This is a genomic window from Pelomonas lactea, assembly GCF_043555885.1.
Taxonomy (GTDB): Bacteria; Pseudomonadota; Gammaproteobacteria; order Burkholderiales; family Burkholderiaceae_C; genus Pelomonas; species Pelomonas lactea.
Genome location: NZ_JBIGHX010000001.1, coordinates 664,788 through 691,233 on the forward strand (window position 1 = coordinate 664,788; position 26,446 = coordinate 691,233).

General features: G+C 70.8%; 22 protein-coding genes, 1 pseudogene and 1 riboswitch. Of the genes and pseudogenes, 12 read left to right on the forward strand and 11 right to left on the reverse strand.

The genetic code is table 11. The features are described 5' to 3' along the window. Positions 1–80 precede the first annotated feature (80 nt). The 3 genes from ACG04Q_RS02925 to thiL are packed head-to-tail and all read right to left on the reverse strand — an operon-like array spanning position 81 to position 2,045. Positions 81–578, reverse strand: a complete 498-nt coding sequence (locus ACG04Q_RS02925) for a CinA family protein (protein WP_394509321.1) — start codon at positions 576–578, stop codon at positions 81–83. Between the two features lie 4 nt (positions 579–582). Then, complete coding sequence (locus ACG04Q_RS02930) at positions 583–1,110, reverse strand: phosphatidylglycerophosphatase A family protein (RefSeq protein WP_394509322.1); 528 nt, start codon at positions 1,108–1,110, stop codon at positions 583–585. Then, complete coding sequence (thiL, locus tag ACG04Q_RS02935) at positions 1,107–2,045, reverse strand: thiamine-phosphate kinase (protein WP_394509323.1); 939 nt, start codon at positions 2,043–2,045, stop codon at positions 1,107–1,109. The genes ACG04Q_RS02930 and thiL overlap by 4 nt, the downstream gene beginning before the upstream one ends. A gap of 101 nt (positions 2,046–2,146) precedes the next feature. Here thiL and ACG04Q_RS02940 point away from each other — a divergent pair, with 101 nt between their 5' ends. From ACG04Q_RS02940 to ACG04Q_RS02950, 3 genes are all read left to right on the forward strand, one after another. After that, positions 2,147–4,444, forward strand: coding sequence for an NADP-dependent malic enzyme (locus ACG04Q_RS02940; RefSeq protein ID WP_394509324.1), 2,298 nt, complete (start codon positions 2,147–2,149; stop codon positions 4,442–4,444). Positions 4,445–4,721: 277 nt separating this feature from the next. Next, positions 4,722–5,102 (forward strand): guanyl-specific ribonuclease, encoded by a 381-nt coding sequence (locus ACG04Q_RS02945; protein WP_394509325.1) that lies wholly within the window; start codon positions 4,722–4,724, stop codon positions 5,100–5,102. Between the two features lie 54 nt (positions 5,103–5,156). Then, positions 5,157–5,552 (forward strand): barstar family protein, encoded by a 396-nt coding sequence (locus ACG04Q_RS02950; protein ID WP_056873061.1) that lies wholly within the window; start codon positions 5,157–5,159, stop codon positions 5,550–5,552. A gap of 248 nt (positions 5,553–5,800) precedes the next feature. Here the strand turns inward: ACG04Q_RS02950 and rsmA are convergent, their stop codons facing one another. From rsmA to ACG04Q_RS02965, 3 genes are read right to left on the reverse strand one after another with little or no spacing between them, the layout of a single operon-like run. After that, entirely contained in the window at positions 5,801–6,580 is a 780-nt protein-coding gene (rsmA, locus tag ACG04Q_RS02955) for a 16S rRNA (adenine(1518)-N(6)/adenine(1519)-N(6))-dimethyltransferase RsmA (protein WP_394509669.1), read from the reverse strand. Next, positions 6,577–7,890, reverse strand: a complete 1,314-nt coding sequence (locus tag ACG04Q_RS02960) for a peptidylprolyl isomerase (RefSeq protein ID WP_394509326.1) — start codon at positions 7,888–7,890, stop codon at positions 6,577–6,579. Before ACG04Q_RS02960 ends, rsmA begins: the two co-directional genes overlap by 4 nt. After that, complete coding sequence (locus ACG04Q_RS02965; protein ID WP_394509327.1) at positions 7,887–10,220, reverse strand: LPS-assembly protein LptD; 2,334 nt, start codon at positions 10,218–10,220, stop codon at positions 7,887–7,889. Before ACG04Q_RS02965 ends, ACG04Q_RS02960 begins: the two co-directional genes overlap by 4 nt. Positions 10,221–10,369: 149 nt before the next feature. Here ACG04Q_RS02965 and ACG04Q_RS02970 point away from each other — a divergent pair, with 149 nt between their 5' ends. Continuing rightward, entirely contained in the window at positions 10,370–10,888 is a 519-nt protein-coding gene (locus ACG04Q_RS02970; RefSeq protein ID WP_394509328.1) for a hypothetical protein, read from the forward strand. Positions 10,889–11,120: 232 nt separating this feature from the next. On the opposite strand, the gene ACG04Q_RS02975 is transcribed toward ACG04Q_RS02970, so the two are convergent. Together ACG04Q_RS02975 and ACG04Q_RS02980 are read right to left on the reverse strand one after the other, a co-directional pair. Next, positions 11,121–12,077: a LysR family transcriptional regulator gene (locus ACG04Q_RS02975; protein ID WP_394509329.1), complete on the reverse strand. Its 957-nt coding sequence runs from the start codon at positions 12,075–12,077 to the stop codon at positions 11,121–11,123. A 9-nt stretch (positions 12,078–12,086) separates the two neighbouring features. After that, positions 12,087–13,562 carry a M20 family metallopeptidase gene (locus ACG04Q_RS02980; protein WP_394509330.1) on the reverse strand — a complete coding sequence of 492 codons (1,476 nt, stop codon included), beginning with the start codon at positions 13,560–13,562 and terminating at the stop codon, positions 12,087–12,089. A gap of 80 nt (positions 13,563–13,642) precedes the next feature. On the opposite strand from ACG04Q_RS02980, the gene ACG04Q_RS02985 reads away from it, so the two are divergent. The 4 genes from ACG04Q_RS02985 (at position 13,643) to ACG04Q_RS03000 (ending at position 18,895) form a co-directional block, all read left to right on the forward strand. Continuing rightward, positions 13,643–15,418 carry a GGDEF domain-containing protein gene (locus ACG04Q_RS02985; protein WP_394509331.1) on the forward strand — a complete coding sequence of 592 codons (1,776 nt, stop codon included), beginning with the start codon at positions 13,643–13,645 and terminating at the stop codon, positions 15,416–15,418. 80 nt (positions 15,419–15,498) lie between these two features. After that, positions 15,499–16,833, forward strand: coding sequence for a hypothetical protein (locus tag ACG04Q_RS02990; protein ID WP_394509332.1), 1,335 nt, complete (start codon positions 15,499–15,501; stop codon positions 16,831–16,833). Beyond that, positions 16,833–18,623 carry an MORN repeat-containing protein gene (locus tag ACG04Q_RS02995; protein WP_394509333.1) on the forward strand — a complete coding sequence of 597 codons (1,791 nt, stop codon included), beginning with the start codon at positions 16,833–16,835 and terminating at the stop codon, positions 18,621–18,623. Before ACG04Q_RS02990 ends, ACG04Q_RS02995 begins: the two co-directional genes overlap by 1 nt. 77 nt (positions 18,624–18,700) lie before the next feature. Further along, positions 18,701–18,895, forward strand: coding sequence for a hypothetical protein (locus tag ACG04Q_RS03000; protein ID WP_394509334.1), 195 nt, complete (start codon positions 18,701–18,703; stop codon positions 18,893–18,895). 160 nt (positions 18,896–19,055) lie between these two features. Here ACG04Q_RS03000 and metW read toward each other — a convergent pair whose 3' ends face one another. The 3 genes from metW to ACG04Q_RS03015 form a co-directional block, all read right to left on the reverse strand. Next, a complete protein-coding gene (metW, locus tag ACG04Q_RS03005; RefSeq protein WP_394509335.1) occupies positions 19,056–19,631 on the reverse strand; it encodes a methionine biosynthesis protein MetW in 576 nt (191 codons plus the stop codon). Next, positions 19,628–20,803: a homoserine O-succinyltransferase MetX gene (gene metX / locus ACG04Q_RS03010; protein ID WP_394509336.1), complete on the reverse strand. Its 1,176-nt coding sequence runs from the start codon at positions 20,801–20,803 to the stop codon at positions 19,628–19,630. The genes metW and metX overlap by 4 nt, the downstream gene beginning before the upstream one ends. Positions 20,804–20,851: 48 nt before the next feature. Next, positions 20,852–20,927: riboswitch (SAM riboswitch) on the reverse strand. A gap of 235 nt (positions 20,928–21,162) precedes the next feature. Then, positions 21,163–22,722 carry a methyl-accepting chemotaxis protein gene (locus ACG04Q_RS03015; protein WP_394509338.1) on the reverse strand — a complete coding sequence of 520 codons (1,560 nt, stop codon included), beginning with the start codon at positions 22,720–22,722 and terminating at the stop codon, positions 21,163–21,165. 109 nt (positions 22,723–22,831) lie between these two features. Between ACG04Q_RS03015 and ACG04Q_RS03020 the strand changes: the two genes are divergently transcribed. From ACG04Q_RS03020 to ACG04Q_RS03035, 4 genes and pseudogenes are all read left to right on the forward strand, one after another. Continuing rightward, positions 22,832–23,461 carry a TetR/AcrR family transcriptional regulator gene (locus ACG04Q_RS03020; RefSeq protein WP_394509339.1) on the forward strand — a complete coding sequence of 210 codons (630 nt, stop codon included), beginning with the start codon at positions 22,832–22,834 and terminating at the stop codon, positions 23,459–23,461. A gap of 11 nt (positions 23,462–23,472) precedes the next feature. Then, the gene (locus tag ACG04Q_RS03025; protein WP_394509340.1) at positions 23,473–24,417 is read left to right on the forward strand and encodes an HlyD family secretion protein; all 945 of its coding nucleotides are present in this window, start codon (positions 23,473–23,475) and stop codon (positions 24,415–24,417) included. Between the two features lie 68 nt (positions 24,418–24,485). Further along, positions 24,486–25,232: pseudogene (gene ccmA / locus ACG04Q_RS03030) on the forward strand (heme ABC exporter ATP-binding protein CcmA); the annotation flags it as partial. Positions 25,233–25,312: 80 nt separating this feature from the next. Then, positions 25,313–26,440 (forward strand): ABC transporter permease, encoded by a 1,128-nt coding sequence (locus ACG04Q_RS03035; protein ID WP_394509670.1) that lies wholly within the window; start codon positions 25,313–25,315, stop codon positions 26,438–26,440. The last annotated feature ends 6 nt before the right edge of the window (positions 26,441–26,446 follow it).

A 26,446-nucleotide genomic window follows, 5' to 3' on the forward strand; every position in this document is an offset into this window, starting at 1 on the left:
TGAGCCGCTCGCACATCGCCTCAGGCGGGCCGGCTTGGGAGCGGCCCGGCGCTCGGCCCGCAACTCAAACGCCGCGACCGTCAGTTGTCGCCATCCTCCAGCGCCTCGCACAGCGCCGTCAGCCCGGCCACCACCGTCTGCGCCCGCACCGCACGGCGGTCGCCGCTGAAGTGCTCGCGCCAGACCCGTGCCGGCCGGCCGGCATGCACCAGCGCCAGCCACACGGTGCCCACCGGCTTGGCCTCGCTGCCGCCCGTGGGGCCGGCGATGCCGGTGACCGACAGCGCCCAGTCGATGGGCGCATGCGCCAGCAGCCCGCGCGCCATGTGCTCGGCGACCTCGGCGCTGACGGCGCCGTGCAGCGCGATCAGGCCCTTGGGCACGCCCAGCAGCTCGGCCTTGGCCTCGTTGCTGTAGCTGACGACGCCGCGCTCGAACCACTGGCTGGAGCCGGCGATGTCCGTGCAGGCCGCCGCGATGAGGCCGCCGGTGCAGCTCTCGGCCGTGCCGATGCGCTCGCGGCGCCGCATCAGCGCCACGGCGATGCGGTCGATCAGTTCGGCGTTGTCGTGGGACATGGCATCACCCCATGAAGTAGCGGACCAGCGCGATGACGACGAGCGTACAGCCGGCGGCGACGAAGTCGTCCACCAGGATGCCCAGCCCCTGCGCCCAGCCGATGGGCGCGCCGCGCTCGGTCTTGAACAGCCGGTCCGCCCAGCCCACCGGGCCCGGCTTGGCGGCATCGAAGAAGCGGAACAGCCCGAACGCGACGGCCTGGCCGACGAAGCTGCTGGGCGCGATCAGCCACAGCACCAGCCAGAAGGCCAGCACCTCGTCCCAGACGATGCTGCCCGGGTCGGGCGTGTTCAGGTGCTGCGCGCAGCGCGTGCAGGCCCACCAGCCGACGGCGGTGCCGACGCCGATGACCAGCGCCCAGCCGACATCGCTCAGCCACGGCGCCATCGCCCAGAAGGCGATCCAGGCCCACAGCGTGCCGACCGTGCCGGGCGCCTTCGGCGCCAGGCCGCTGCCGAAGCCCAGCGCGATCCAGCGCGCCGGGTGGCGCAGCATGAAGGCGGGCGTGGGGCGGATGGGGGCGCCGGTCATGACGCGAAATGGTCGAACGACCGCAGGCCATGCTCGACGGCATCGCCGCGGCCATCGACGACGCGCAACCCCGGTTCGGCCTCGATGACACCGATACGCGTCAGCGGCACGCTGGACGAGGGCAGCCGCGCACCCGGCGGGGCGGTGAACACCAGCTCGTAGTCGTCGCCGCCCGCCAGCACGCAGGTGCGCTGCAGCGCGGCCGGCTGCGCGGCCAGCACGGCGCTGCGCGGCAGCGCGTCCACGTCCAGCCGCGCGCCGACGTGCGAGGCGGCCAGGATGTGGCCCAGGTCGCCCAGCAGGCCGTCGGAGATGTCCAGCGCCGCCGTCGCCACGCCGCGCAGCGCCTGGCCCAGCGAGACGCGCGGCGTCGGGCATTCCATCGCCGCGCGCACGGCCTCGAAGCCGTCGCCCGGCAGCGCCACCGTGCCGCGGAACACCTCCAGCGCCAGCCGCGCGTCGCCCAGCGTGCCGGACACCCAGATCTCGTCGCCCACCCGGGCACCGCTGCGCAGCAGCGCCTGGCCCGCCGGCGCCTCGCCGAACACGGTGATGCACAGGTTCAGCGGGCCCTGCGTGGTGTCGCCGCCCACCAGCGGGCAGCCGTGTGCATCGGCCAGCGCGAGCAGGCCGCGCGAGAAGCCGGCCAGCCAGGCTTCGTCAACACGCGGCAGCGCCAGCGCCAACGTGAAGCCGCGCGGCGTGGCGCCGCAGGCGGCCAGATCGCTGAGGTTGACCGCCAGCGCCTTGTGACCGAGGCGCGCCGGATCCACCGTCGACAGGAAGTGCCGGCCCTCCACCAGCATGTCGCTGGAGACCAGCCAGCGCGCGCCCGGCGTGGGCACCAGCACCGCGCAGTCGTCGCCGACGCCGACGTCGACGCCCGTCGTGGCGGGGCGCTGGAAGTAGCGCCGGATCAGATCGAATTCACCCATGGCCGCGATTGTCTCCATGTGGACATCCGCAGCGGCCATGCACGGGCCGAGGTGGCATGATTCCCACCCCGCCGGCCGGCGCCTTTGCTTGTTCCACGTCCATGAAGAACCCAGAAGAAAAACGCGCCCAACTCCGCCAGGCCGCGCTGGAATATCACGAGTTCCCGACGCCGGGCAAGATCGCCATCGCGGCCACCAAGTCGCTGGTGAACCAGCGTGACCTGGCACTGGCCTACTCGCCCGGCGTGGCCGCGGCCTGCGAGGAGATCGTGGCCGACCCGGCCAACGCGTTCCGCTACACGTCGCGCGGCAACCTCGTCGCCGTCATCTCCAACGGCACGGCCGTGCTGGGCCTGGGCAACATCGGCCCGCTGGCATCCAAGCCCGTCATGGAGGGCAAGGGCGTCCTCTTCAAGAAGTTCGCCGGCATCGACGTCTTCGACCTCGAAGTGGCCGAGAACGACCTCGACAAGCTGGTGGATTGCATCGCCGCGCTGGAGCCCACCTTCGGCGGCATCAACCTGGAAGACATCAAGGCGCCGGACTGCTTCTACGTCGAACGCAAGCTGCGCGAGCGCATGAAGATCCCGGTCTTCCACGACGACCAGCACGGCACCGCCATCGTCGTCGGCGCCGCCTTCCTGAACGGCCTGAAGGTCGTCGGCAAGGACATCAAGCAGGTGAAGCTCGTCACGTCGGGCGCGGGCGCGGCCGCGCTCGCCTGCATCTCGCTGCTCGTCAAGCTGGGCCTGCCCAAGGAAAACATCTGGGTGACCGACCTGGCCGGCGTCGTCTACGAGGGCCGCACCGAGCTGATGGACCCGGACAAGGCCGAGTACGCGCAGAAGACCGACCTGCGCTCGCTGCGCGAGGTCATCCAGGGCGCCGACGTGTTCCTGGGCCTGTCCGCCGGCGGCGTGCTGAAGGCCGACATGGTGGCCACGATGGCCGCCCAGCCGCTGATCTTCGCGCTGGCCAACCCGACGCCCGAGATCCTGCCCGAGGAGGTCAAGGCGGTGCGCGACGACGCCATCATGGCCACGGGCCGCACCGACTACCCGAACCAGGTCAACAACGTCCTGTGCTTCCCGTACATCTTCCGCGGCGCGCTGGACTCGGGCGCGACGACGATCAACGTCGAGATGGAGATCGCGGCGGTGCAGGCCATCGCCGAACTGGCCCAGGCCGAGCAGAGCGAAGTCGTCGCCGCGGCCTACGTCGGCGCGACGCTGTCCTTCGGCCCCGAGTACCTGATCCCCAAGCCGTTCGACCCGCGGCTGATGATGCGCATCGCGCCCGCCGTGGCCAAGGCGGCCGAGGACTCCGGCGTCGCGATGCGGCCCATCCAGGACTGGGATGCCTACCGCGAGAAGCTGCAGAGCTTCGTCTACGCCTCGGGCAACACGATGAAGCCCATCTTCACCGCCGCCAAGCGCGCGCCCAACAAGCGCGTCGCCTACGCCGAGGGTGAGGAGGAGCGCGTGCTGCGCGCCGCGCAGGTCGTCGTCGACGAAGGCCTGGCACGCCCGACGCTGGTGGGGCGCCCGGCCGTCATCGCCGAGCGCTGCGAGCGCTTCGGCCTGCGCCTGCAGCAGGGGCGCGACTACGACGTCGTCAACGTCGAGCACGACGACCGCTACCGCGACTACTGGCAGACCTATCTGCGCATGACCGAGCGCAAGGGCGTCACGCAGCAGCTCGCCAAGATCGAGATGCGCCGCCGCCTGACCCTCATCAGCACGATGCTGCTGCACAAGGGCGAGGTCGACGGCATGCTCTGCGGCACCTGGGGCACCACCGCCACGCACCTGCAGTACATCGACCAGGTCATCGGCAAGCGCGCGGGCGTCAAGACTTACGCCTGCATGAACGGCCTGATCCTGCCGGGCCGCCAGGTCATGCTGGTCGACACCCACGTCAACTACGACCCGACCGCCGAGCAGCTGGCCGAGATCACCATCATGGCCGCGCAGGAGATGTGCCGCTTCGGCCTGACGCCGAAGGCGGCACTGCTGTCGCACAGCAACTTCGGCACCAGCGACAAGCCGTCGGCCATCAAGATGCGCGACACGCTGGCGCTGATCCAGCAGCTGGCGCCGTGGCTGGAGGTCGACGGCGAGATGCATGGCGACACCGCGCTGGACGCCGGCTACCGCAAGCAGCTGATGCCGCACAGCCCGCTGACCGGCGAAGCCAACCTGCTGGTGCTGCCCAACATCGATGCCGCCAACATCTCCTACAACCTGCTGAAGACGGCCGCCGGCGGCGGCATCGCCATCGGGCCGGTGCTGCTCGGCGCGGCCAAGCCGGTGCACATCCTGACGCCGTCCGCCACCGTCCGGCGCATCGTCAACATGACGGCGCTGACCGTCGCCGACGCCAACGCGGCACGCAGCTGAGCGGCGGCACCACGGCCGGGAGTCCCGGGCAAAAGCGCCCGGACTCCCCCAATTGACAGAAGTTTTCGTTCGAGAAAACCTGTCACGACACCGTCATTACCCCAGCAAAATCAACGACTTGCACGCATGTGAGCGCAGGCTTACATGCCCCTTGACCGGACCCCGGCGCCTGGGTCCGGCTTGAGCTTTTGGGGTCGCTTCGGTACCATATCGGTTTCGAATCAAGGGTTAACCCGTGTCTTTGCTCTCGTGGCTGGGGCGCTCCGGCGCCTCGGCGGTGACCACCGCCCTGCTGCTGTCCGGCCTGTCCGGCGGCGTGCAAGCCAAGGAAGCAGCCCCCACCACCGCGCCCGCTCTGGCTGAAATTTCGCTGAGCGAGCTGCCCGTCCAGGCCCAGGAAACCCACCGGCTCGTGTTGGCCGGCGGCCCGTTTCCCTACAGCAAGGACGGCGTGGTGTTCGGCAATCGTGAGCGCCTGCTGCCTCCCAAGGCCCGCGGCTTCTATCGCGAATACACGGTCAAGACTCCTGGCGCACGTAACCGAGGCGCTCGCCGCCTTGTTTGTGGCGGCAAGCCCCCCACGTCGCCCGAGGTCTGTTACTACACCGGCGATCACTATGCCAGCTTCCAGCGCATCCGCGCCGAAGCGGCACGGTGAGGCCGGCCGAGACGAGTTTTGGCAGTTTTGTGACTTGAAAGGAGGAACGCGACCATGCTTTTGCAGACCGTCCGTCCCAATATCGTGCAGGCCATACGGGCCTACCGGGTCGAGGACTTGATGCAGGCCGCTCAAGAGGCGGGCCAGCATTTCCTGTATGCCAATCTGTCGGAGGCGCAGTCCAAGCAGGACGTGCTGGACGGCATCGCGCAGGCCTTCCTCTTCCCTGCTCACTTCGGCAAGAACCTGGACGCCCTGCATGACTGCATGACCGACCTCGTCCACAAGGCCGGCAGCCAGCCGGGCTTCGTCGTGGTGCTGGAGCAGCTGCCCGACAACGTGCGCTTCGACCGCGAGGCCCGCGAGCAGCTCCTCGACGTCTTCCGCGACACGGCCGACTACTGGGCCGACAGGAAGATCCCCTTCCGGTGTTTCTATTCTTTTCAGTAGCCCGCTCCCAAGAAAACGGGTCATGGGAGCGGGCTGCTGAGGTGGCCCCGGTGATTGAGAAGCCCGCGCCGAAAAGCGCGAAGTCGACGATTGGCAACCCCAACTTCGGCGTGAACATGCCGATGATGTGCAGCGCCTTCGACACGTCGATGTGGCTGAGCGCGGCCTGACCGCGCGTGCGTCACGTTCGGCGGCCTGATGCGCTGAACGTCTGATGAAGAAGAAACGGGACCCTCGGGTCCCGTTTGTCATTTCTGCGGCGCAACTTCCAGCGCCAGCGCGACGAACTCGTCCACCGGCACCTCCTCGGCTCGGCGCTGCAGGTCGAAGTGGCCCGCGTAGCCGCGCTCGGCCAGCCAGTGGCCCAGGCTGTGGCGCAGCAGCTTGCGGCGCTGCGAGAAGGCGCTGGCGACCAGTTCGCCCAACAGCTTCGGGTCGAGCGCGGGCGGCGTCTTCAAAGGCAGCATGCGGACGATGGCCGAGTCCACGCGCGGTGGCGGGTCGAAAGCCTCGGGCGGCACGTCCAGCACGGACTCGATGTCGTAGCGCCACTGCAGCATCACGGACAGGCGCCCGTAGTCCTTGCTGCCGGGGCCGGCCGCCATGCGGTCCACGACTTCCTTCTGCAGCATGAAGTGCTGGTCGACGACATCGTCCACCGCGTCCAGCAGATGGAACAGGATGGGCGTGGAGATGTTGTACGGCAGGTTGCCGACGACGCGCAGCCTGGCCGCCTTGGTGGCCGCCAGCGCCCGGAAGTCGACCTTGAGCACGTCGCTCTCGATGACTTCGACATCGCCGCGCTTGCGCAGCCGCGCCGCGAGGTCGCGGTCCAGCTCGATGACGGTGAGCGGCACCGACCCTGCCGGGATGCGCGCCAGCAGCGGCAGGGTCATCGCGCCCAGCCCCGGGCCGATCTCGACCAGCGTTTCGCCGGCCTGCGGGTCGATCAGGTCAACGATGGCGTCGATCAGGACCGCATCGGTCAGGAAATGCTGCCCGAACCGCTTGCGCGGGATGTGCTTCAGTCCAGCCATTCCCGCACTTCGACAAACGCCTTCGCGCGCAGCTCCTTGACCCACTCCTGGTAGACCTCGTCGTACTTCTGCTCACGCAGTGCGCCGCGGGCCTGGTCGCGCAGCACCTTGGGCTCGACCTCCACGGTGCGGCGCTCCAGCACCTGGATCAGGTGCACGCCGAAGCGCGACATGACGGGGCCGGAGATGCCATTCAACGGCAGCGCGTTCATAGCCTCCTCGAACTCGGGCACGAAACCGCCGGCCCCCATCCAACCCAGGTCGCCACCACCCTCGGCACTGCCGTCCTCGGAGTTGGCCTTGGCCAGGTTCTCGAAGGTGGCCTGGCCGGATTCGATCTGGCGCTTCATCTCGGCCAGGCGGCGCGCAGCGACCTCGGCCGTCAACTGGGCCGATGGGCGCAGCAGGATGTGGCGGGCATGCGTCTGCAGGCTCTGCGTCATGGACGCACCGCCCTGGCGCTCGACGACCTTGAGGATGTGGAAACCCGCGCCGCTACGCAGCAGCTCGGGCGCGACCTGACCACTCTTCAGGTCCTTGACGGCACCGACGAAGATGTCGGGCAGGCGGTCGGCCGGACGCATGCCAATCTCGCCGCCGCGCGCCTTGTTGCTGTCCTCGGAAACTTCGCGGGCAACCTTGGCGAAGTCCTCGCCGCCCTGGATGCGGGCCAGCGCGGCCTGGGCCACGGCGCGCTTTTCGGCGACCACCGCCTCGGGCGCGCCTTCGGGCACCGGCACCAGCACCTGGGCCAGGTTGATCTGCCCGCCCTGCTCCAGCGCTTGGCGCTTCTTGTCGAGGTAGGCGTCGATCTCGGCGTCGCTGACCTTGATGCGGCCCTGCACCTCGCGCTCGCGCACGCGCTCGGTCATCATCTGGTCGCGCAGGTTCTCGCGGAAGCTCTTGTAGTCGGTGCCGTCGGCCTTCAGCCGCTCGCGCAGCTGGGCCATGGTCAGCTTGTTCTGCGCGGCGACGTTGGCGACGACGCGGTCCAGCTCGGCCTCGTCGACCTTGTTGCCGTTCTCGCGGGCGTAGGTGACGAGCACACGGTCCTCGATCAGCGCATCCAGCGCCTGCTTGCGCAGACCGGCCGTCTCGGGCATGACCTCGCCCTTCTGGCGCGCCTCCTGGCGCAGCCGCTCGGTGCGCGCGACGACCTCGCTGGCGGCGACGACGTCCTGGTTGACGACGGCGGCGATGTAGTCCCCCGGCTGCAGCGCAGGCGCGGTCTGGGCCGAGGCGCCGAAAGCGGCCAGGGCCAGCGTCACTGCGAGGAAAGTGGGAGCGAGGCGATGGATCATGGGAAGAAGTCTGAACTCGGCGAACGGTCGGAACTCAGCCGGCGGTAACCGGGCACATTGTCCTTCAAGACCTTCAGGGCGTTGGACCCCAGCTGGCTGAGGCCCACGAGCTCCAGCTGCAGCATCATGCGGGTGTTGGTCTCGGCGCGGCCGGTGGACAGCCGCTCGACGCCGAAGCGCAGCACCCAGCAGCCGGCGTCGTACTCGAAGCCCATGACCGAGTCGGTCAGGCGCTTGTCGCGCAGCGAGTACTGCACGCGGCCGGCACCGTACCAGGCGCCGCCGCAGCTCTGGCTGTTGGCGCCGCGCTGCGTGACGGGCTGGCCGTACAGCGGCCACTGCCAGGCGAGCTCGACCTGCTCGCTCTGCGCCCGGGCCAGCCGGTAGGCGACGCTGACGGTCTTGAATGGCCCCGGCGAGTAGCGGGCGCGCACGACCGAGCGCACCGAGCGGTTGGTCTCGGGGTTGAACTCCAGCGTGCTCTCGGCCCACCAGCGCTCGTCCAGGTGGGCGGCGGCGGCCAGCAGCAGGTCGGAGAAACGTTGCGTGACGGGCTGTCCGTCGGGCGTGATGCGCTGGTCGCGGAACAGCACGCGCTGCACCGCGCCCACGCGCAGGATCTCCTCGCCTTCGCGACTGCTGACCCAGCGGCTGGTGGCACCGAAGCTCAGCGCATGCAGGTCCGACACCCGGTCCACGCCCGAGAACGGGTTGTCGGTGTAGATGGAGTCGAAGTTGAAGTCCTTGGGCGCGGCGTCGAAGTTGGGCAGGCTGCCCTGCTCGCGGAATGGCGTGTTCACGTACAGCAGGCGCGGCTCCAGGCTCTGGCGCATCGCGCGGCCGAACAGCTTGGTGTCGCGCTCGAAAACCCAGCCGTGGTCGATGCTCAGCGTCGGGATGACGCGGCTCATGCGGCGGCGGCCGTCGTCCAGTGGCCGGTCCAGGTCGTACGCGGCGGCGTTGAACGACAGGCGCGGGATGAACCACCAGGCCTCGCCGCCCAGCGGCGCGGCCACATGGCCCAGCGCATGCACGCGCTGGCCGCCGGGCAACTGGCTGAGCTGGCCGGCCAGCGCCGAGCCGGGCAGGTCGAAGCGGTTGTATTCCAGCTCCAGCCCGCCCTCCAGCCGCGCCTTGCGGCCCCAGGGCCGGAAGCTGTCCAGCACGGCCTCGTCCGCCGCGGTCGTCACGCGCACGCCCAGCTGCGGACTGCGCTGGTAGGGCGAGTCGAAACGCGCCAGCGCGTCGGCGCCCTGCAGCGTCTGCCAGCGCTGCACGCGGGCGTAGGTGTCGATGGCGCCCCAGGACAGCTCGCGGTGGCGGCTCAGCGACAGGTCGCTGGCCAGCAGCCGCGGCGTCTGGCTCTCGACGCGGCGCGACAGATCCTTCCAGTAGTCGTCGTCGGAGACGCGCTCGCTCTTGAGCTTGTAGCGCCAGTCGCCCAGCAGGCCGTCGCCGTTGAGCTTGAGGCTCCAGCGCGAGCGGCCGAAGACACGGTCGCTGGGCAGCAGGTCGACGTTGACGCGGCCGGCATGGCCCGGCTCCAGGTAGCGGAACTCACCGTCGACCCCCGCGCCGCGCTTGGTCATGACGAACGGCGTCACCGTCGCATCGCGCTGCGGCGCGATGTTCCAGTAGTAGGGCACGCCCAGCTCCAGGCCGGAGCGGTTGTCCAGGAAGATGTTGGGCGGCAGCCAGCCGGACTTGCGGGCCGAGCTCAACGGGAAGCTCAGGCCCGGCGCGGCCAGGATGGGCACGCCCAGGAAGCGCAGCACCGCGCCCTCGGCCTGACCCTCGTTGCCGGCCAGGTCCAAGCGCAGCTGCTTGGCGGTGATCTGCCAGGCCGGCTCCTGGTTGTCGACGACCGGGCAGCTGCTGTAGCTGCCCTGCGTGGCGCTGAGGTGGTCGCTGTCGATGAACTTGACCAGCTGCGCCTTGCCGGCGCCGCCGGTGGCCTTCAGGAAGAAGCTGGGCGTCAGGAACTCGCCTTCGAAGCGGCTGACGTACATCTGCAGCAGCGGCCCGGTGAAGACGTTGCCGTTGTGGTTGATGCGGACGTTGCCCTCGGCGCGGGCGAAGTCGTCGACGACGCGGTAGTTCAGCGTGTCGGCATTCAGCAGCAACTCGCCGTAGCGCAGCTCGACGTCGCCCTCGGCCGACGCCTGCTGCTCGGCCTGGGCCGTGACCTTGGCGGCGCTGATGACCAGCGCCGGCTTGACACGCGACTTGGCGGGCGCCGTCAGCACGCGGCTGCCGCGCAGCGTGACGGCGTCGTCTTCGGCAGGCCGGGCAGAGGCCTGCCCCCAGGCGCACAAGGCCAGGGCAATCAACGTGGGCAGCGGGGCGGGGTGGGGAGGTCGGGACGGGCGCGGCACGGGCGGCAAGGAGGCGCGAAGTCAGAGGGTTGCCGAGGCCGGCTTCTTAAAATCGATTATCCACGAGGGCCCCTCTCCCCTCCTCTGTCTTCCCCTTGCCTGCCATGACATCCCCGACCGACGACGCCGACCAGGCCATGCGCACCGCCTGCGCCGCACTGCGCGAGCAGCCGCCCGCCCTGCTGCCCCCCGAACCGGCCGCGCTGGCCGCGGGCCTGGCCCGCATCGCCGATGCCGGGCTGGACGTGGTGCTGCAGCGCCTCGTGGCCGACGCACCGACCGGCAGCGTCACCGACGCCCTCGCCACGCTGCTGCGCCCGCCGGAGCAGGCCTGGGACGAGGCGCAGGAGATCGACTGGGCGGTGCGCCACTGGCAGGCCTGCCGCGCCGCGGAGCAGCTGGACGAAGAGCTGGCCGCCGACTTCGGCGAGTACTGGCGGCGGCTGGAGTGGAGCGCGCTGCGGCAGCACCTGGTGCTGCTGGGCCAGGGCCATGCGGAGGAACGCCGGCTGCTGGCCCGCATCGCCAAGACGTCGGCGCGCTATGTCGCCCTCGGGTTCCTGAAGCGGGCGATGGAGGCGCGCCATCCGGAGTTCTTCGACCTGGGCTTCAGCTTGAGGTAGCGCCGCGCGAGGCCGCACGGGCCGGCGCCGGGCCGCCCCAAGCCGGCCCGTCTGGCGATGTGCTTGCGGCTCGATGCCGCAAGCATCGCCGTCCCCTCGGGGGCTGAGGCCGGGCACGGCAAGTCCTGTGGACTTGCCGTGCCTGCCGAAGAGCAGCCGTTCCGTCGGCTGCGCGGTCTGCAAGACCGACCAGCCGGGCCCGCGTTCAGCGGCGCCAGGCTGGGCGAGGGGCTCAAGGACAGGTCGCGCACCCGGCCGCCACCAGCCACGGGTCCTTGTCCTCGCCGCCGAAGATCTCCAGCAGGAAGTCCAGGAAGGCGCGCGTGCGCGCCGGCACGTATTTGCGCGTCGGCATGCCGGCCCACAGCGTGGTGCCGAACAGCCGCCACTGCGGCATGACACGCTCCAGCGCCTGCTCCAGCAGCGCGTCTTCCACCATGAAGCTGGGCAGGCCGGCGATGCCCAGGCCGTGCAGCGCGGCGGCGTAGTTGGTGTCCATGTGCGTCGTCGACAGCGTCGCGCGGTGGGGTGACATGGGCAGCGTGATCTCCTCGCCCCCTTTGCTGGGGTCGCCGCGCTGCAGCGTCAGGCCGCGCATCATCGCGGGCGTCGGCGGCACCAGCGCGTCGTGCTGCTTGAGCTCGTGCGGGTGCTGCGGCCGGCCGCGCTGGTCCAGGTAGTCGGGCGACGCACAGAGGATGAACTCGCTGCGCGCCAGCCGCCGGGCAATGAACTCGCCGTCGGGCGCTTCGCGGGTCAGGAAGATGGTCAGGTCGTAGCTGTCGTCCACCGTGTCCACCGGGCCGGGCGACGTGATCTCCAGCGTCACGGCCGGGTAGTCGCGGTGGAAGCGCGGCAGGTGCTTGGCGAGCTGGTGCACGGCGATGGCTGGCGGGCACAGCACGCGCAGCAGGCCGCGCACCTCCTGCGTGGCGGAGGCTGCCAGCGCCGCCGCCTCGTCCACGTCGGCCAGGATGCGCCGCGCGCGCTCCAGATACGCCTCGCCGATCTCCGTCAGCGCGAGGCGCCGCGTCGTGCGGTTCAGCAGCCGCGTGCCGAGGTGCTCCTCCAGTTCGGCCACCAGCCGGGTCACGACGGCGGGCGCCAGGTCCAGCGCCCGCGCCGCGGCGGCGAAGCTGCCCTCGTCGATGACGCGGACAAAGACCTTGATGGCGCGCAGCTGGTCCATTCGTTCAGTTCAGGGGTGAGCCGCCATCACCTGCGCGACCGCCGCCGTCAACCGCTTGCCGTACGGCACGTGCAGGAACTCGTTGGGGCCGTGCGCGTTGCTCTTGGGGCCCAGCACGCCGCAGACCATCATCTGCGCGGCCGGGAAGCCCTTCTGCAGCATGCTCATCAGCGGGATGGTGCCGCCCTGCCCGATGTAGCCCACCGGCGCGCCGAAGTGGGCCTGGCTGGCATCGTTCAGCGCCTGGCTGAGCCAGGGCGAGAGGTCCGGCGTGTTCCAGCCCGTCGCGCCGTAGGCACCGGCGCGGCCGTCGGGCACGAAGCTGACCTTGGCGTTGTAGGGCGCGTTGTCTTCCAGCAGCGTCTTCAGTTCCAGCGCGGCGGCGTTGCCGTCGACCAGCGGCGGCAGGCGCAGGCTCAGCTTGAAGGCCGTGTACGGGCGCAGCACGTTGCCGGCGTTCTTCAACTCGGGGAAGCCGTCGACGCCGACGACCGACAGCGTCGGCCGCCACGTGCGGTTCAGCAGCACCTCCACCGGGTCGGTCGTCACGGGCAGCACCGGGCCGCCATCGGCGCCGCAGGCCCAGGGCATGCGCTTGTAGACCTCGTCCTTCAGGATGGCCGCCGTCGCACGCGCCTGCTCCAGCCGCGCGCCGGGGATCTCGCAGTGGAAGCTCTCCGGCAGCAGCCGGCCGGTCTTGCTGTCTTCCAGCCGGTCCAGCACCTGGCGCAGGATGCGGAAGCTCGACGGCACGGCGCCCGACGCGTCGCCGCTGTGGATGCCTTCCGTCAGCACTTCCACCTTCAGCACGCCCGACACCATGCCGCGCAGCGACGTGGTGAGCCACAGCTGCTCGTAGTTGCCGGCGCCCGAGTCCAGGCAGACTACCAGCGACACATTGCCCAGGCGGGGGCGCAGCACGTCCAGGTAGGCCGGCAGGTCGAAGGAGCCCGATTCCTCGCAGGTCTCGATGAGGCCCACGCAGCGCGGGCGCGGGATGCCCTGCTTGTCCAGCGCCATGATGGCCGTCAGCGACGCGTAGATCGCGTAGCCGTCGTCCGCACCGCCGCGGCCGTACAGCAGGCCGTTCTCGTACTTGGGCGTCCAAGGCCCCAAGTCGCTGCGCCAGCCGCTGAACTCGGGCTGCTTGTCCAGGTGGCCGTACAGCACGATGGTGTCGTCCGAGCCCGCCTTGGTGCCGGGCACCTCGAAAAAGATGACCGGCGTGCGGCCGGGGATGCGCACCACCTCCAGCTTCAGGCCGGCCACCTTCTGCGCCTCCACCCAGGCGGCGGCCTGGGTCAGCACCCGCTCGATGTGGCCGTTGGCCGCCCAGTCGGCGTCGAACATGGGGCTCTTGGCGGGGATGGCGATGTAGTCGGTCAGCGCAGGGACGATCTCGTCGTCCCAGACCTGAGCGGCAAACGTGCCGAGCGCGGTGGCCTCATCGGCTTGCAGCGGCAGCTGGGGATCTCGTGCATTCATGGCGGAACTCCTGTGTCGGCGCTTGTGGCGCCCGGAGGCCAGTTTAGGCGCTCCCATAATGGGCTGTTACACCTCGACCCATGCGCCTGACCCGCCTGTTCCTGCTGACGACCGGCCTGCTGCTGGCGCTTGTCTCCTCGCTGTTGCTGCGCTCCATCTGGACGGACGGGCGACAGGTGGCGGCGGCGGAGCTGGGGCTGGCGGCCATGCAGCGGGCCTACCTGGCCATGAAGGTGGCCGAGAAGGCCTCGGCCGAGCGGGGGCCCACCATCCCGGTGCTGAACGACACCGAGCCCGCCGCCCCCGCCAAGCGCGCGCGGCTGCAGGAGTTCCGCCGCGCCACGGACGCGGCCTTCGACGAGGCGCTGACGGCGCTGGCCGACTCCAGCGATGCCGCCTCGCTGTCCACGCTGGGCCAGCTGCAGAAGGCTCAACGCGAGCTGGCCCGTGCCCGCGTGGAGGTCGACCGCGTCGCCGCCCTGCCCCACGCCCAGCGCAGCGCACCGGGACAGCGGCTGACGCGCGCGCCCATCGACCTGATGTTCGCCGTCATCGACACGGTGCTGGCCGGCGTCACCACGCAATCGGCGGCCGCCGAGACGGTGTACCCCGAGCTGTCCATGCCGCTGGTCGGCGCACGCTATGCGGCCGAGCTGCGCGAGTACGCCGGCCGGCTGGGCTCGCAGTTCACGACGCCGCTGGCCACCGGGCAGCCGCCGGGCCGCGAGGAACAGCGCGAGATCCCGCTGCTGACCGGTCGGATCGAGCAGCTGCGCAAGCTCATCGCGCTGCAGGCACGGGCGGGCCACACCCCCGCGCCGCTGCTGGCGGCCATCGCCGACATGGAGGCGCAGTACTTCGCGGTCAGCCTGCCCTTCATCGAGCAGATCGCCGAACGCGGCATCGCCGGCCGCCCCTACGGCCTGGACTCCGCCGAGTTCGTCGCCCGCTACGTGCCGCCCATGAAGAGCATCGTGGCGCTGCGCGACGCACTGTTCGCTGCCGCGCGTGACAGCGCCACCCAGCGCGTCGCGGAGGCCCGCCAGCGCATGGCCATCAACGCCGCCCTGGGGCTGGCGGTACTGTGCATCGAGCTGACCGTGTTCCTGTTGATCCGCCACCGCGTGCTGCTGCCGCTGCTGCGCAGCACGCAGGCCATGAACGCCGTGATGCGCGGCGAGGTGGTGCAGCCCGCAGCCAACCCCGCCACCCTGCTGCGCACCGACGAGATCGGCGACATGGCCCGGGCGGTCAGCGCGCTGCAGGAGGCCACCCAGCACGGCCGCGCGCTGGAGGCCGAGCGCGAGCAGCTCATCGCCCAGCTGCGCCAGGCCAGCGACACCGACTTCCTGACCGGCCTGCTCAACCGCCGCGCGTTCACCGAACAGGCCGCGCGGTTGATCGCCCAGGCCCGCCGCCATGGCTGGCCGGTGGCCCTGATCGTGTTCGACATGGACCACTTCAAGCGCATCAACGACGAGCACGGCCACCCGGCCGGCGATGCCGTGCTGCTCGCCACCGCGGAGATCGCACGCGGCCAGGTGCGCCAGGGCGAGCTGCTGGCCCGCCACGGCGGTGAGGAGTTCATCCTGCTGGCTGTGGGCTGCCGGCCCGACGAGGCCCGTCAGCTGGCCGAGCGGCTGCGCCAGGCCCTGGCCGCACACCCGGTACCCCTGCCCGACGGCGCACCGCTGCGGGTCACCGCCAGCTTCGGGCTGGCATGGGTGGAGGCACGCCAGCCGGTCGAGCTGGACGAGCTGTACCGCAACGCCGACCGGGCGCTCTACCACGCCAAGTCAACCGGGCGCAACCGCATCTGTAGCCACGACGAGCTGCGATCTCCTACGCCGGATTGAGTACACCGGCACGCGACGGCGAAGCCTGATCGGGGAAAACGACGGCCCGACCGCCCGGACGCTGCACGTAGGCTCGCCGCATGCGTTCACTCCTGCTGTTGTTCGTCACGCTGCTGCTGACCGGCTGCGCCTCCGGCCCCAAGTTCACCGTCGACGACGGCCGCAAGGTCAACGAGGACCTGCTGACCGGCATGCGCGCCTATGGCGCGGGCGAGCGACTGATCCGCCCGGCCATCGCCCGCAGCGCGGCGCTGAAGGACAACGAGTGCGACAAGCAGTGGGAGCTGCCCTTCGCGGTGGCGACCAGCGCCGGCTGGGATGAGAACGACCGCGTCGCCTGGGTGCGCTCGCTGCAGGTGGACGAGCGGCTGACCGTCATCGCCGCAACAGCCGACTCGCCGCTGCCCATGGGCACGCGGATCAACCGCATCGGCGACCGCGCCAGCGACGACGGCGAGAAGCTGCTGGAATGGCTGGCCGAGGTGCGCGACGCCGGCAAGCCGTTCAACGTCGGCACCGCGGCGGGCAAGACGGTGCAGATCCGGCCGTTCGAAGTCTGCCGCGGCTACACGCGCTTCGCGCCGCCCAACACGCCGCAGATGCAGGACTACCACTGGCTGCTCAGCCTGCATCCGCTGGAGGTGACGCGCGCCGAGCCCACGCCCGACGAGGCGTTGTGGATGGTGCTGTGGACGCAGGGCCTGTCGGAAGAAGGCGGCGCGCGCATGAAGACCTACCACTACGCGGTCAAGATCGCCGGCACGCTCTACAACCTGGCCACGCTGGCCTCGGGCGTCAAGGCCGCCGCGCTGGCGGCCGACGCGGCCATCTCGGCCGCCAAGAGCGCCGCCGCCAACGTCGCCAGCGACTTCCTGAAGCAGCAGCTCATTGACCAGGGCCGCGCGCTGGCCGCGCAGAAGATCCGCGAAGGCCTGGTGGACGCCGCCCAGCAGCTGACGCGCCAGCAGGTGCTCAACGTCATGCAGGCCGCCGCCGCCAACCGCGGGTCGCTGGGCGGCATCTCGCGCATCGCGGCCACCGCGTTCGAGAAGGCCGACGCCTGGGCCTTCACGCGCATGGCCGCCCTGGGCGCGCCGCCGCTGGCCGGTTTCACGCTGCACCAGAAGCTCATCGAGCGCAGCCTGGCGCAGAACGCGATGCTGTTCGACGCCGACCGCCTCACCGCGCTGAACAAGGTGGCCGCCGCGCGCGGCTTCGAGCGCGAGGTGACCGCCATCCTGGGCGGCTTCCGCGCCGACGCGCTGGTGGCCGAGATCGGCGCCATGCCGCTGGCCTCCACGCAGGCCAGCTTCTCGTTCGACAGCCCCGACGACCCCGGCGCCGGCCGCTTCTCGCGCGGCCTGGTCGACGCGATGCTGGAGATGCCGGCCGAGTCCGGTGCACGCCGGAAATGATGAAGTTCGCCCTCACCCTCTGCCTGGCGCTGCTCGCCCTCACCCCGGCCCACGCGCAGACCCCGCCCGAGCCGGCGGCTTCGGCAGCCTCCGCGCCCGACGCGGCTGCCTCGGCGCCCGAGCCCGCCGCGTCCATGCCCGAACCCGCGCCGGCACCGCCGCCGCCCAGCTGCGCGCAGCTGACCAGCCGCGCGCTGTCCGCCGACCTGAAGGCCGCGACGGCGCAGTCGCAGAACCAGCCGCTGCAGACCCAGGTCAAGCTCTACGACGAGGCCGTGGCGCAGTGGGGCGCAGCCATCGCCACCTGCGACGGCCGCGCCCGCGAGCGCGCGCAGCGCAACCTGGCCGACAGCCAGAAAGCCCACGACGCGCTGACCGAGAAGCTGCAGGCCGGCAGCCAGTGCGAGAGCGCCCACCGCGACGCCGGCGCGCTGCAGGAACTGGCACGCACCGCGTTCAGCGAACGCCGCTTCGGCGATGCCGCCAGCCTCTACCGCAAGGCCGAGGGCATGTGGGACCTGGCCGTGGAGCAGTGCAAGGGCAGCCAGCAGGACGTCGCCCAGCGCCGCCGCGAGCAGAGCGAGATCGACGGCCACAACGCCGAGTTCTGCGCACCGCCTTTCGAGCGGGCGCGCGAGTTCTCCAGCAAGTTGCGCAACAGCGCCGCCGCGCTGCCGCTGGCCGAGCGCCAGACGCAGAGCCAGATCGGCGAGACGCTGTGGCGCGACACCGCCGCCCAGTGCAAGGGCGGCGCGCAGGAACTGGCCATGAACAACGCGCTGGCGCTGGCCCGCGAACGCGGCACGCCGTGGGTGTCCACGCCGCTGCCCGGCGCGCCGCCGGTGGCCAAGGCCGCTCCCGCACCCGCCACGGCCGCAGCCGCCGCGGCCAAGCCGGCCAGCAACGCGCCGGCCCCCACGGCCAGGCCGGCGGCGGCACCTGCCGCTGCAGCGGCCACCACGGCTGCCGCCGTCGCGACGGCCCCGCTGCGCCAGGCGGCGGCCACGCCCATCGCGCCATTGACAACGCCGCCCACGGCCACCGCCCCGGCGCCAGAACCCAAGCTGTTCGACCGCACGGCCGGCGACACACGCTACGTCGGCCAGTTCGTGCGCAACGACGACGACACCGTCAGCGGCACGGGCCGCGTCGAATGGAAGAACGGTGACGTCTACGAAGGCCCGCTGGTGCGCAGCCAGCGCCACGGCGTCGGCGAGATCCGCTGGGCCAACGGCCAGCGCTACAAGGGCGACTGGGTGACCGACCGCGCCACCGGCCGCGGCCTGATGGCGTTCGCCAACGGCAACCAGTTCGAAGGCACGCTGGTGGACGGCCAGCCCGAGGGCGAGGGCAAGATGACGTACGCGTCCGGCGACGTCTACACCGGCCAGATCAAGCAAGGCCTGCCGCACGGCCGTGGCAGCTACGCCTGGGTCAGCGGCCAGCGCTACGAAGGCGACTGGGTGGACGACAAGCCGCAGGGCATGGGCAAGATGCGCTTTGCCAACGGCAACCAGTACGAGGGCCAGCTCAGCGCCGGCCTGCCGCACGGCAAGGGCCGCATGGTGTTCCCCAGCGGCGACATCTACGAAGGCGAATTCGAGGTCGGCAAGGCGCACGGCCAGGGCAAGTACGCCTGGAAGACCGGGGAGCGCTACGAGGGCGCCTGGTCCCGCGGGCTCAAACATGGTGCCGGCACTTTCCACTGGCCCACCGGCGACCGCTGGGAGGGCGTGTTCAAGGACGACGAGCGCACCGACGACGGTCACATCATCCGCAAGGGCAGCTGAAGTCGGCGACGCAACAACCCGACGACCGCGCGCAAGCTTCAGCCGGGATACTGCTCACATCTGTGAAGGACACCGCCATGAAGACCCTGCTCACCACCGCCGCCCTTGCCCTCGCCTTCCTGGCCGCCCCGGCCGAGGCCCGTGTCGCCAAGCATCAGGACAAGCCCCACGCCAGCGCCACCGTCAAGGCCAAGGCCGCCAAGACGGGCAAGAAGGCCGGCGCCAAGGCCAAGCACAAGAAGTCGGGCAAGAAGGCCCACCGCAAGGGCTGACCCCGCGCCGCCCGCAGCCGCGGGCCGAGCGCCAGGCCGCTCCCAAGCCGGCCCGTCTGGCGATGTGCAAGCGGCTCAATGCCGCTTGCATCGCCGTCCCCTCGGGGGACCGATCAGACTTGCCGGCGTTCAGCCGGAGCAAGGCTGAGCGAGGGGCTCACTACTCCCTTTCGAACTTGAACACCGCCACGCTGGCCATCAGGTTGGGCAGCGTGCGCCGCACCTCGCCGTTCTGCAGGCCGAAGCTGTCGAGGATCTTGAGCCGGTTCTTGCGCGCCAGCACGCCGAAGTCGGCGAACGTGCCGACGCGGATGTTGGGCGTGTCATACCACTCGTAGGGCAGCGCCCGCGTCACCGGCATGCGGCCGAACAGCACCTGCAGCCGGTTGGGCCAGTGGGCGAAGTTCGGGAAGCTGACGATGCCCATCTTGCCGACACGTGCCGTCTCCTTGAGCATGGCCTCGGCATTGCGCAGGTGCTGCAACGTCTCCAGTTGCAGCACCACGTCGAAGCTCTGGTCCTCGAAGATGGACAGGCCCTCCTCCAGGTTGCGCTGGATGACGTTGACGCCGCGCTTCACGCAGGCCAGCAGGTTGGCGTCGTCCAGCTCCACGCCGTAGCCCGTGCAGCCCTTGTGCTTGATGAGGTGCTCCAGCAGCTCGCCCGTGCCGCAGCCCAGGTCCAGCACGCGCGAGCCGGGCGGCACGAGGGCCGCAATCGCCGGATCGAAGCTCATACGGCCACCCCCTGCAGCTGCACCAGCCGCGCCGCCGGGCACAGGTTGCCGGCGACGCGCTCGAAGTAGGCGCGCAGCACGCCGTGGTAGCGCGCGTCGTCCAGCAGGAAGGCGTCGTGGCCGTGCGGCGCATCGATCTCCGCGTAGGACACGTCCAGCCGGTTGTCCAGCAATGCCTTGACGATCTCGCGCGAGCGCTGCGGCGAGAAGCGCCAGTCGGTCGTGAAGCTGGCGACGAGGAACTTGGCCTTGGCCGCGGCGAACGCGCGCGTCAGGTCGCCACCATGCGCGGCGGCCGGGTCGAAGTAGTCCAGCGCGCGGGTGATGAGCAGATAGGTGTTGGCGTCGAAGTAGTCGCTGAACTTGTCGCCCTGGTAGCGCAGGTAGCTCTCGATCTGGAACTCGATGTCCTGCGTCGTGTAGCCCAGCTCGCCGGTCTTGAGCTCGCGGCCGAACTTCTCGGCCATGACGTCGTCGCTGAGGTAGGTGATGTGGCCGATCATGCGCGCCACGCGCAGGCCACGCTTGGGCACCACGCCGTGCTCGTAGAAGTGACCGCCGTGGAAATCGGGGTCCGTCACGATGGCGCGGCGCGCCACCTCGTTGAAGGCGATGTTCTGCGCCGACAGGTTGGGCGCCGTCGCAATGGCGATGCAGTGCGCCAACCGGTCGGGGTAGCGCAACGCCCAGTCCAGCGCCTGCATGCCGCCCAAGCTGCCGCCCAGCACCGCCGCCAGCTTCAGGATGCCGAAGCGCTCGACGACGCGGGCTTGCGCGTCCACCCAGTCGTGCACGGTGACGACGGGGAAGTCCGCGCCCCAGGCTTTGCCGGTCGCCGGGTTGATGTGCATGGGCCCCGTGGAGCCGAAGCAGGAGCCCAGGTTGTTGACGCCGATGACGAAGAACTTGTCGGTGTCCAGCGGCTTGCCCGGGCCGATGAGGTTGTCCCACCAGCCCTCGCTCTTGGCCTGGCCGGCGTAGGTGCCGGCGACGTGGTGGCTGGCGTTCAGCGCATGGCACACCAGCACCGCGTTGCTGCGCTCGGCGTTGAGCTGGCCATAGGTCTCGACCATGAGGTCGTAGGGCCCGAAGCTGGCGCCGCTGCGCAGCTTGAGCGGCTCGTCGAAATGGAAAGTCTGCGGCGACACGTCGCCGACGCTACGGCCCGTCATGGCCCACTCCAGAAAAGAAAAAACCGGCGCCACTTTTGCGGGACGCCGGTTGATTCTTGAGCGCCCTGTTTAGCGGCATTTGTAGAGCGCCCGCAATCCGGAACAAATCGGCGCTGATGAATTGTATGCCCCTCGCCTGGTCATGCCGCGCTGAACGCGCGCATGACCAGTCGGGACCGCTCTGCGACCAGTGGCCGCAGAGCTTCGGCAGGCACAGGCCGTCCACTGGACGCCCTGTGTCCGGCCTCAGCCCCCGAGGGGACGGCGATGCACGCGGCATTGAGCCGCATGCACATCGCCTGAGGGCCGGCTTGGGGCGGCCCGGCGCTCGGCCCGCGAACGCACGACGCCAGCCGAGTTCAGAACCTGAACTGCGCCACCGCCCCCGTCAGCAGCTGCAGCTGCTGGCGCAGGCTGTCGGCCGCCGCGGCAGACTCTTCCACGAGCGCGGCGTTCTGCTGCGTCATGTGATCCAGCTGCGTGATGGCGCCGTTGACCTGGCCGATGCGTGCGCTCTGGTCGGCCGCGCCCTCGGCCACCTCGCCGATCATGTCGCTCACCTTCTGCACGTTCTGCACGATCTCCTGCATCGTCATGCCCGCGTGCTCCACCAGCCGCGAACCCGCCTCGGCGCGCTCCACGCTGGTCGAGATCAGCGTCTTGATCTCGCGCGCGGCACCCGCCGAGCGCTGGGCCAGCGCCCGCACCTCGCTGGCGACGACGGCGAAGCCGCGCCCCTGCTCGCCCGCGCGCGCCGCCTCGACGGCCGCGTTCAGCGCCAGGATGTTGGTCTGGAACGCGATGCTGTCGATGAGGCCCACGATGTCGCCGATGCGGCGCGAGCTGTCGTTGATCTGGTCCATCGTGGTGACGACCTCGGCCACCTCCTGGCCGCCGCGGCGCGCCACCTCGGCGGCACCTTCGGCCAGCTGGCGCGCCTTGCCGGCCGCATCGGCGCCGTGGCGCACGCCGCTGGTCAGGTCTTCCATGGAGCTGGTGGTCTGCTGCAGGCTGGACGCGGCCTGCTCGGTGCGCTGGCTCAGGTCCTGATTGCCCGACGCCACCTCGCTGCTGGCCGTCTCGATGCTCTGCGCCGACTCCTTCACCTGGCGCACCAGATCGCGCAGGCTGGCCTGCATCGCGTCCAGCGCACGCAGCAGGTCCGACGCCTCGTCGCGCCCGACGATGCGGATGCTGTTGTTCAGGTCACCGCTGGCGATGGACTGGGCCACCGTACCCGCGTAGCGCATGGGGCTGGTGATGGTGGCTGAGTTGATCAGCGTCAGCGGCACCACCAGCACCATCACAACGGCCAGCACTGCCGCCGAGCGCCAGCCGATGCGCGCCATCTCGGCACTGAACGCTTCCTCCACGGCCTTGGCCTGCTGGTCCACCAGGACCGCCAGCCGCTCCACGCGCTTCTCGATCTCGCCCATCGCTGCCTTGGGCCGGTTCAGCATGCGGTCGGCCACCTTGGCCGTGTCGAAGCCACCGGACTCGATCTGGCTGAGCACCGGCAGCGCGCCGGCCCGGTAGTCCTGCAGAAACTTCAGCGCCTCGGTGGCCAGCGCCTTGTTGTCGTCCTGCTTGCCCCCCTGCAGCCCCTCCAGGCCCTTGGCCAGCCGCTCGGCCGCCGCGTTCCAGCGCTGGCGGTACTGCTTGACCTGGTCGGGGTCTTCGTAGGCGATGACCATCTGCTTCTCCTCCAGCCGCACCTCCGCCAGCGCCTGACGGATGCCGCTGAGCTGCTGCAGGTCGCGCATGCCGTGCGTCGTCACGTCGACGTTCAGCGCCGCCAGCGCCCGCCCGCCCAGCAGGCCCGTCAGGCCCAACGCCGCAAACATCACCAGCACCATCGCGATGGCGCCGTGCATGCGGGTTCGGATGGTGAAGCTGCGCATCCAGGTGGCCAGGTCCATCGCTTTTCTCCTCATTGGTGTGGCAGCCATGCTAGTGAAGCGCCCGGTGATGGCAAGCGGCTTTTGCCACGGCTTGCGGTTACTGAACGACTGACCAATAATTCAACCCATGCCACGTCCCAGCCAGGATCAAGACCAGGCACTGCTCGCCGCCGGTGCCGTGCTGTACCCGCAGCTGGGCTGCGCCGGGCTGTCGGTGCGTCGCGTCGCCGAAGCGGCGGGCGTGAACCCGGCCATGGTTCACTACCACTTCGGCAGCAAGGACGCCTTCCTGCGCGCGCTGCTGCAGCAGCACTACGAAGCCATGTTCGGCACCCTGCAACTGCACAGCCAGGGCGAGGCCGACGTGATGGCGCGCCTGGCGGCGGCGCTGCTGGGCGTGGCGCGCTTCGTGCGCACGCACCGGCCGCTGGTGGCCCGCGTGTGGGCCGACGCCCAGGCGGGCGAGGCCGTGGCGCAGGACTTCCTGCGCGCCAACACGCCGCGCCACCTCGGCGTGCTGATGGCTCTGCTGCAGGAGGCCGAAGCCCGGGGCCGGCTGCCGCCGCAGCCGCTGATGACGCGCTTCACCTTCCTCGTCGGCGCCGTCGTTGCGCCGCTGATCCTGGCCGGCGGCATGCAGGCCATCGGCGCCGTGCCACCGCCCATGCAGGCGCTGGTGGACGGCGATGTGCTGTCCGACGCCGCGGTGCAGCGGCGTATCGACTGGGCCCTGCTGGGGCTGGCCAGCGGGGTATGAAGGAGACGCCCATGAGACTCGCCCTCGCAGTGGCTGCGGCCGCGCTCCTGGCCGCCTGCAGCCCGCCGAATCCCACGGCATGGACGGGTTATGCCGAAGCCGAGCCGGTCTACATCGCGCCGCCCGTGTCCGGGCGCTTGGCCACGCTGCCGGTCCGGGCCGGCGAGGCGGTCGCGGCCGGCCAGCCGCTGTTCGAGCTGGACGCCACGCCCGAGCTGGCCGCCGATGCCGAGGCCGCCGCCCGCGCCCTCGGTGCGCAGGCCCAGGCACGGGATGCCGACAAGGGCCGCCGCGCGCCCGAGCTGGCGGTCACCCGTGCGCAGCTGGAGCAGGCCCGCGCCGCCGAGCGCCTGGCCGGGCTGGACCTGGCCCGCCAGCAGCAGCTGATGGCGCAGGGCTTCGTGGCCCAGGCCCGCGTGGACGACGCCGCCGCGGCGCGCGCCCAGGCACAGGCCCGCGTGGCCGAGCTGGAGGCCGCGCTGCAGGTGGGCCGGCTGCCGGCCCGCGACGACGCCCGCAGCGCCGCGCGCGCGCTGGCCGAAGCGGCCGAGAGCAGCCGCGTGCAAACGGCCTGGCGCGTGGAGCAGAAGCGCCAGACGGCACCCATGCCGGCCCGCGTGCAGGACGTCTTCCTGCGGCCGGGCGAATGGGTGGCCGCCGGCCAGCCGGTGCTGGCGCTGCTGCCGCCGGCCCACCGCAAGGCGCGCTTCTACGTGCCGCAGTCGGCCGTCGGCGGCCTGAAGCTGGACGCGCCCGTGCAGCTGCGCTGCGACGGCTGCGGCGCCGCCATTCCCGCGCGCATCAGCTTCATCGCGGCGGGGCCGGAGTACACGCCACCCGTCATCTACTCCAACCAGCAGCGCGACAAGCTGGTGTTCCTCGTCGAGGCGCGGCCGGTGAAGGCCGAGGACGCGGAGCGGCTGCATCCCGGGCAGCCGCTGGACGTGTCCAAATGACAAGCCCCCCGCCCAGCCCCGCCCCGCTGGACGCGGGCGCGCCTGGTCGGTCCCCCGAGGGGGCGGCGATGCTTGCCGGATCAACCGGCAAGCACATCGCCCCGCGGGCCGGCTTGGGACGGCCCGGCGCTCGGCCCGACGATGAACCCGCGACGCCGCCCGCCATCGACGTGAAGGGGCTGAGCAAGTCCTACGCCGGCCGCACGGTCGTCGACAACGTCGACCTGCAGGTCGCCACCGGCCGCATCGTCGGCTTCCTGGGCCCCAACGGCAGCGGCAAGACCACGTCGCTGCGCATGCTGTGCGGGCTGCTGACGCCGGACGCCGGCGCGGGCCGCGTGCTGGGGCTGGACTTCCGCCGCCAGGCCGCCGACGTGAAGCGCCAGGTGGGCTACATGACGCAGAAGTTCGGCCTCTACGAAGACCTGTCGATCCGCGAGAACATGGACTTCATCGCGCGGCTGTTCTCCATGCCGGAGCGCCGCCAGGCCGTGGACGGCGCGCTGGCGCGCCTGGGCCTGACGACGCGCGAGCGGCAGCTGGCCGGCTCGCTGTCCGGCGGCTGGAAGCAGCGGCTGGCGCTGGCGGCCTGCCTGCTGCACCGGCCCAGGCTGCTGCTGCTGGACGAGCCCACCGCCGGCGTGGACCCCAAGGCGCGGCGCGAGTTCTGGGACCAGCTGCACGAGCTGGCACAGGAGGGCATCACGGTGCTCGTCTCCACGCACTACATGGACGAGGCGCAGCGCTGCGACGAGCTGGTCTACATCGCCTACGGCCGCGTGCTGGCGCGCGGCACGGCGGCGTCCGTCATCGCCGGCGCCGGCGCGCACGACCTGGAGGACGCGTTCGTGCGGCTCGTCGCCCAGGCCACCGACAACTTCGGGGCTCACGCGTGATGCAGGCGCTGGCGCGAACTTTCGCCATCGCACTGAAGGAAGTGCAGCAGATGCTGCGCGACCGGCTCACGTTCGCGATGGCGGCGGGCGTGCCCATCCTGCAGCTCATCCTGTTCGGCTACGCGATCAACACCGACCCCAGGGGCCTGCCCACCGCCATCGTCAGCCAGGACACCAGCCCGATGGCGCGCAGCCTCGTCGCGGCGCTGCAGACCAGCGGCTACTTCCGCGTCGTCGAGACGGGCCTGTCCGAAGCGCGCGGCGACGAGCTGCTGCAGCGCGGCGACATCCAGTTCCTCGTCGTCGTGCCGGACCGCTTCGGCGCCCGCGTCGTGCGCGGCGAGCGGCCCGCCGTACTGATCGCCGCCGACGCCACCGACCCCTCCGCCGGCAGCAACGCGATGGCCGCGCTCAGCCAGCTGGGCCAGACGGCGCTGAACCGCGACCTGCGCGGCGTGCTGGCCGCACACGCGCCGGCGCCGCCGCCGTTCGAGGTGCGCGTACAGCGCCGCTACAACCCCGAGGGCCTGAGCCGCTACAACATCGTGCCGGGGCTGGTGGGCACCATCCTGACGATGACCATGGTGATGCTGACCGCGCTGGCCATGACGCGCGAGCGCGAGCGCGGCACGATGGAGAACCTGCTGGCCACGCCGGTGCGGCCCATCGAGGTCATGGTTGGCAAGATCCTGCCCTACGTCGTGCTGGGCTATGTGCAGCTGGGCGTCATCCTAGGCGCGGCCTTCCTGCTGTTCGACGTGCCCATGGTGGGCAGCGCCCCGCTGCTGCTGGCGATGATCGGCGTCTTCATGCTGGCCAACCTGGGCGTGGGCTTCACGTTCTCCACGCTGGCGCGCAACCAGCTGCAGGCGCTGCAGCTGACGTTCTTCTTCTTCCTGCCCAGCATGCTGCTGTCGGGCTTCATGTTCCCGTTCCGCGGCATGCCCGCATGGGCGCAGTGGCTGGGCGAGGCACTGCCGCTGACGCATTTCCTGCGCATCGTGCGCGGCGTCATGCTGAAGGGCTCGGGCGCCGCCGAGCTGCTGCCGGAGCTGTGGCCCATGCTGGCCTTCCTGGCCGTGGCCGGCGGCGTGGCGCTGGCGCGCTATCGGCAGACGCTGGACTGACAGTGT

Excerpts from the sequence above, each read along its gene's own strand:
- ACG04Q_RS03035 (WP_394509670.1), top strand. The coding sequence starts at position 25,313 with ATGCAGGCGCTGGCGCGAACTTTCGCCATCGCACTGAAGGAAGTGCAG.
- ACG04Q_RS02950 (WP_056873061.1), top strand. The coding sequence starts at position 5,157 with ATGCTTTTGCAGACCGTCCGTCCCAATATCGTGCAGGCCATACGGGCC.
- ACG04Q_RS03000 (WP_394509334.1), top strand. The coding sequence starts at position 18,701 with ATGAAGACCCTGCTCACCACCGCCGCCCTTGCCCTCGCCTTCCTGGCC.
- ACG04Q_RS03020 (WP_394509339.1), top strand. The coding sequence starts at position 22,832 with ATGCCACGTCCCAGCCAGGATCAAGACCAGGCACTGCTCGCCGCCGGT.
- ACG04Q_RS02960 (WP_394509326.1), bottom strand. The coding sequence starts at position 7,890 with ATGATCCATCGCCTCGCTCCCACTTTCCTCGCAGTGACGCTGGCCCTG.
- metW (WP_394509335.1), bottom strand. The coding sequence starts at position 19,631 with ATGAGCTTCGATCCGGCGATTGCGGCCCTCGTGCCGCCCGGCTCGCGC.
- ACG04Q_RS03025 (WP_394509340.1), top strand. The coding sequence starts at position 23,473 with ATGAGACTCGCCCTCGCAGTGGCTGCGGCCGCGCTCCTGGCCGCCTGC.
- ACG04Q_RS02940 (WP_394509324.1), top strand. The coding sequence starts at position 2,147 with ATGAAGAACCCAGAAGAAAAACGCGCCCAACTCCGCCAGGCCGCGCTG.
- thiL (WP_394509323.1), bottom strand. The coding sequence starts at position 2,045 with ATGGGTGAATTCGATCTGATCCGGCGCTACTTCCAGCGCCCCGCCACG.
- ACG04Q_RS03015 (WP_394509338.1), bottom strand. The coding sequence starts at position 22,722 with ATGGACCTGGCCACCTGGATGCGCAGCTTCACCATCCGAACCCGCATG.
- ACG04Q_RS02975 (WP_394509329.1), bottom strand. The coding sequence starts at position 12,077 with ATGGACCAGCTGCGCGCCATCAAGGTCTTTGTCCGCGTCATCGACGAG.
- ACG04Q_RS02930 (WP_394509322.1), bottom strand. The coding sequence starts at position 1,110 with ATGACCGGCGCCCCCATCCGCCCCACGCCCGCCTTCATGCTGCGCCAC.
- ACG04Q_RS02970 (WP_394509328.1), top strand. The coding sequence starts at position 10,370 with ATGACATCCCCGACCGACGACGCCGACCAGGCCATGCGCACCGCCTGC.
- ACG04Q_RS02995 (WP_394509333.1), top strand. The coding sequence starts at position 16,833 with ATGAAGTTCGCCCTCACCCTCTGCCTGGCGCTGCTCGCCCTCACCCCG.
- ACG04Q_RS02985 (WP_394509331.1), top strand. The coding sequence starts at position 13,643 with ATGCGCCTGACCCGCCTGTTCCTGCTGACGACCGGCCTGCTGCTGGCG.
- ACG04Q_RS02980 (WP_394509330.1), bottom strand. The coding sequence starts at position 13,562 with ATGAATGCACGAGATCCCCAGCTGCCGCTGCAAGCCGATGAGGCCACC.
- metX (WP_394509336.1), bottom strand. The coding sequence starts at position 20,803 with ATGACGGGCCGTAGCGTCGGCGACGTGTCGCCGCAGACTTTCCATTTC.
- ACG04Q_RS02990 (WP_394509332.1), top strand. The coding sequence starts at position 15,499 with ATGCGTTCACTCCTGCTGTTGTTCGTCACGCTGCTGCTGACCGGCTGC.
- ACG04Q_RS02925 (WP_394509321.1), bottom strand. The coding sequence starts at position 578 with ATGTCCCACGACAACGCCGAACTGATCGACCGCATCGCCGTGGCGCTG.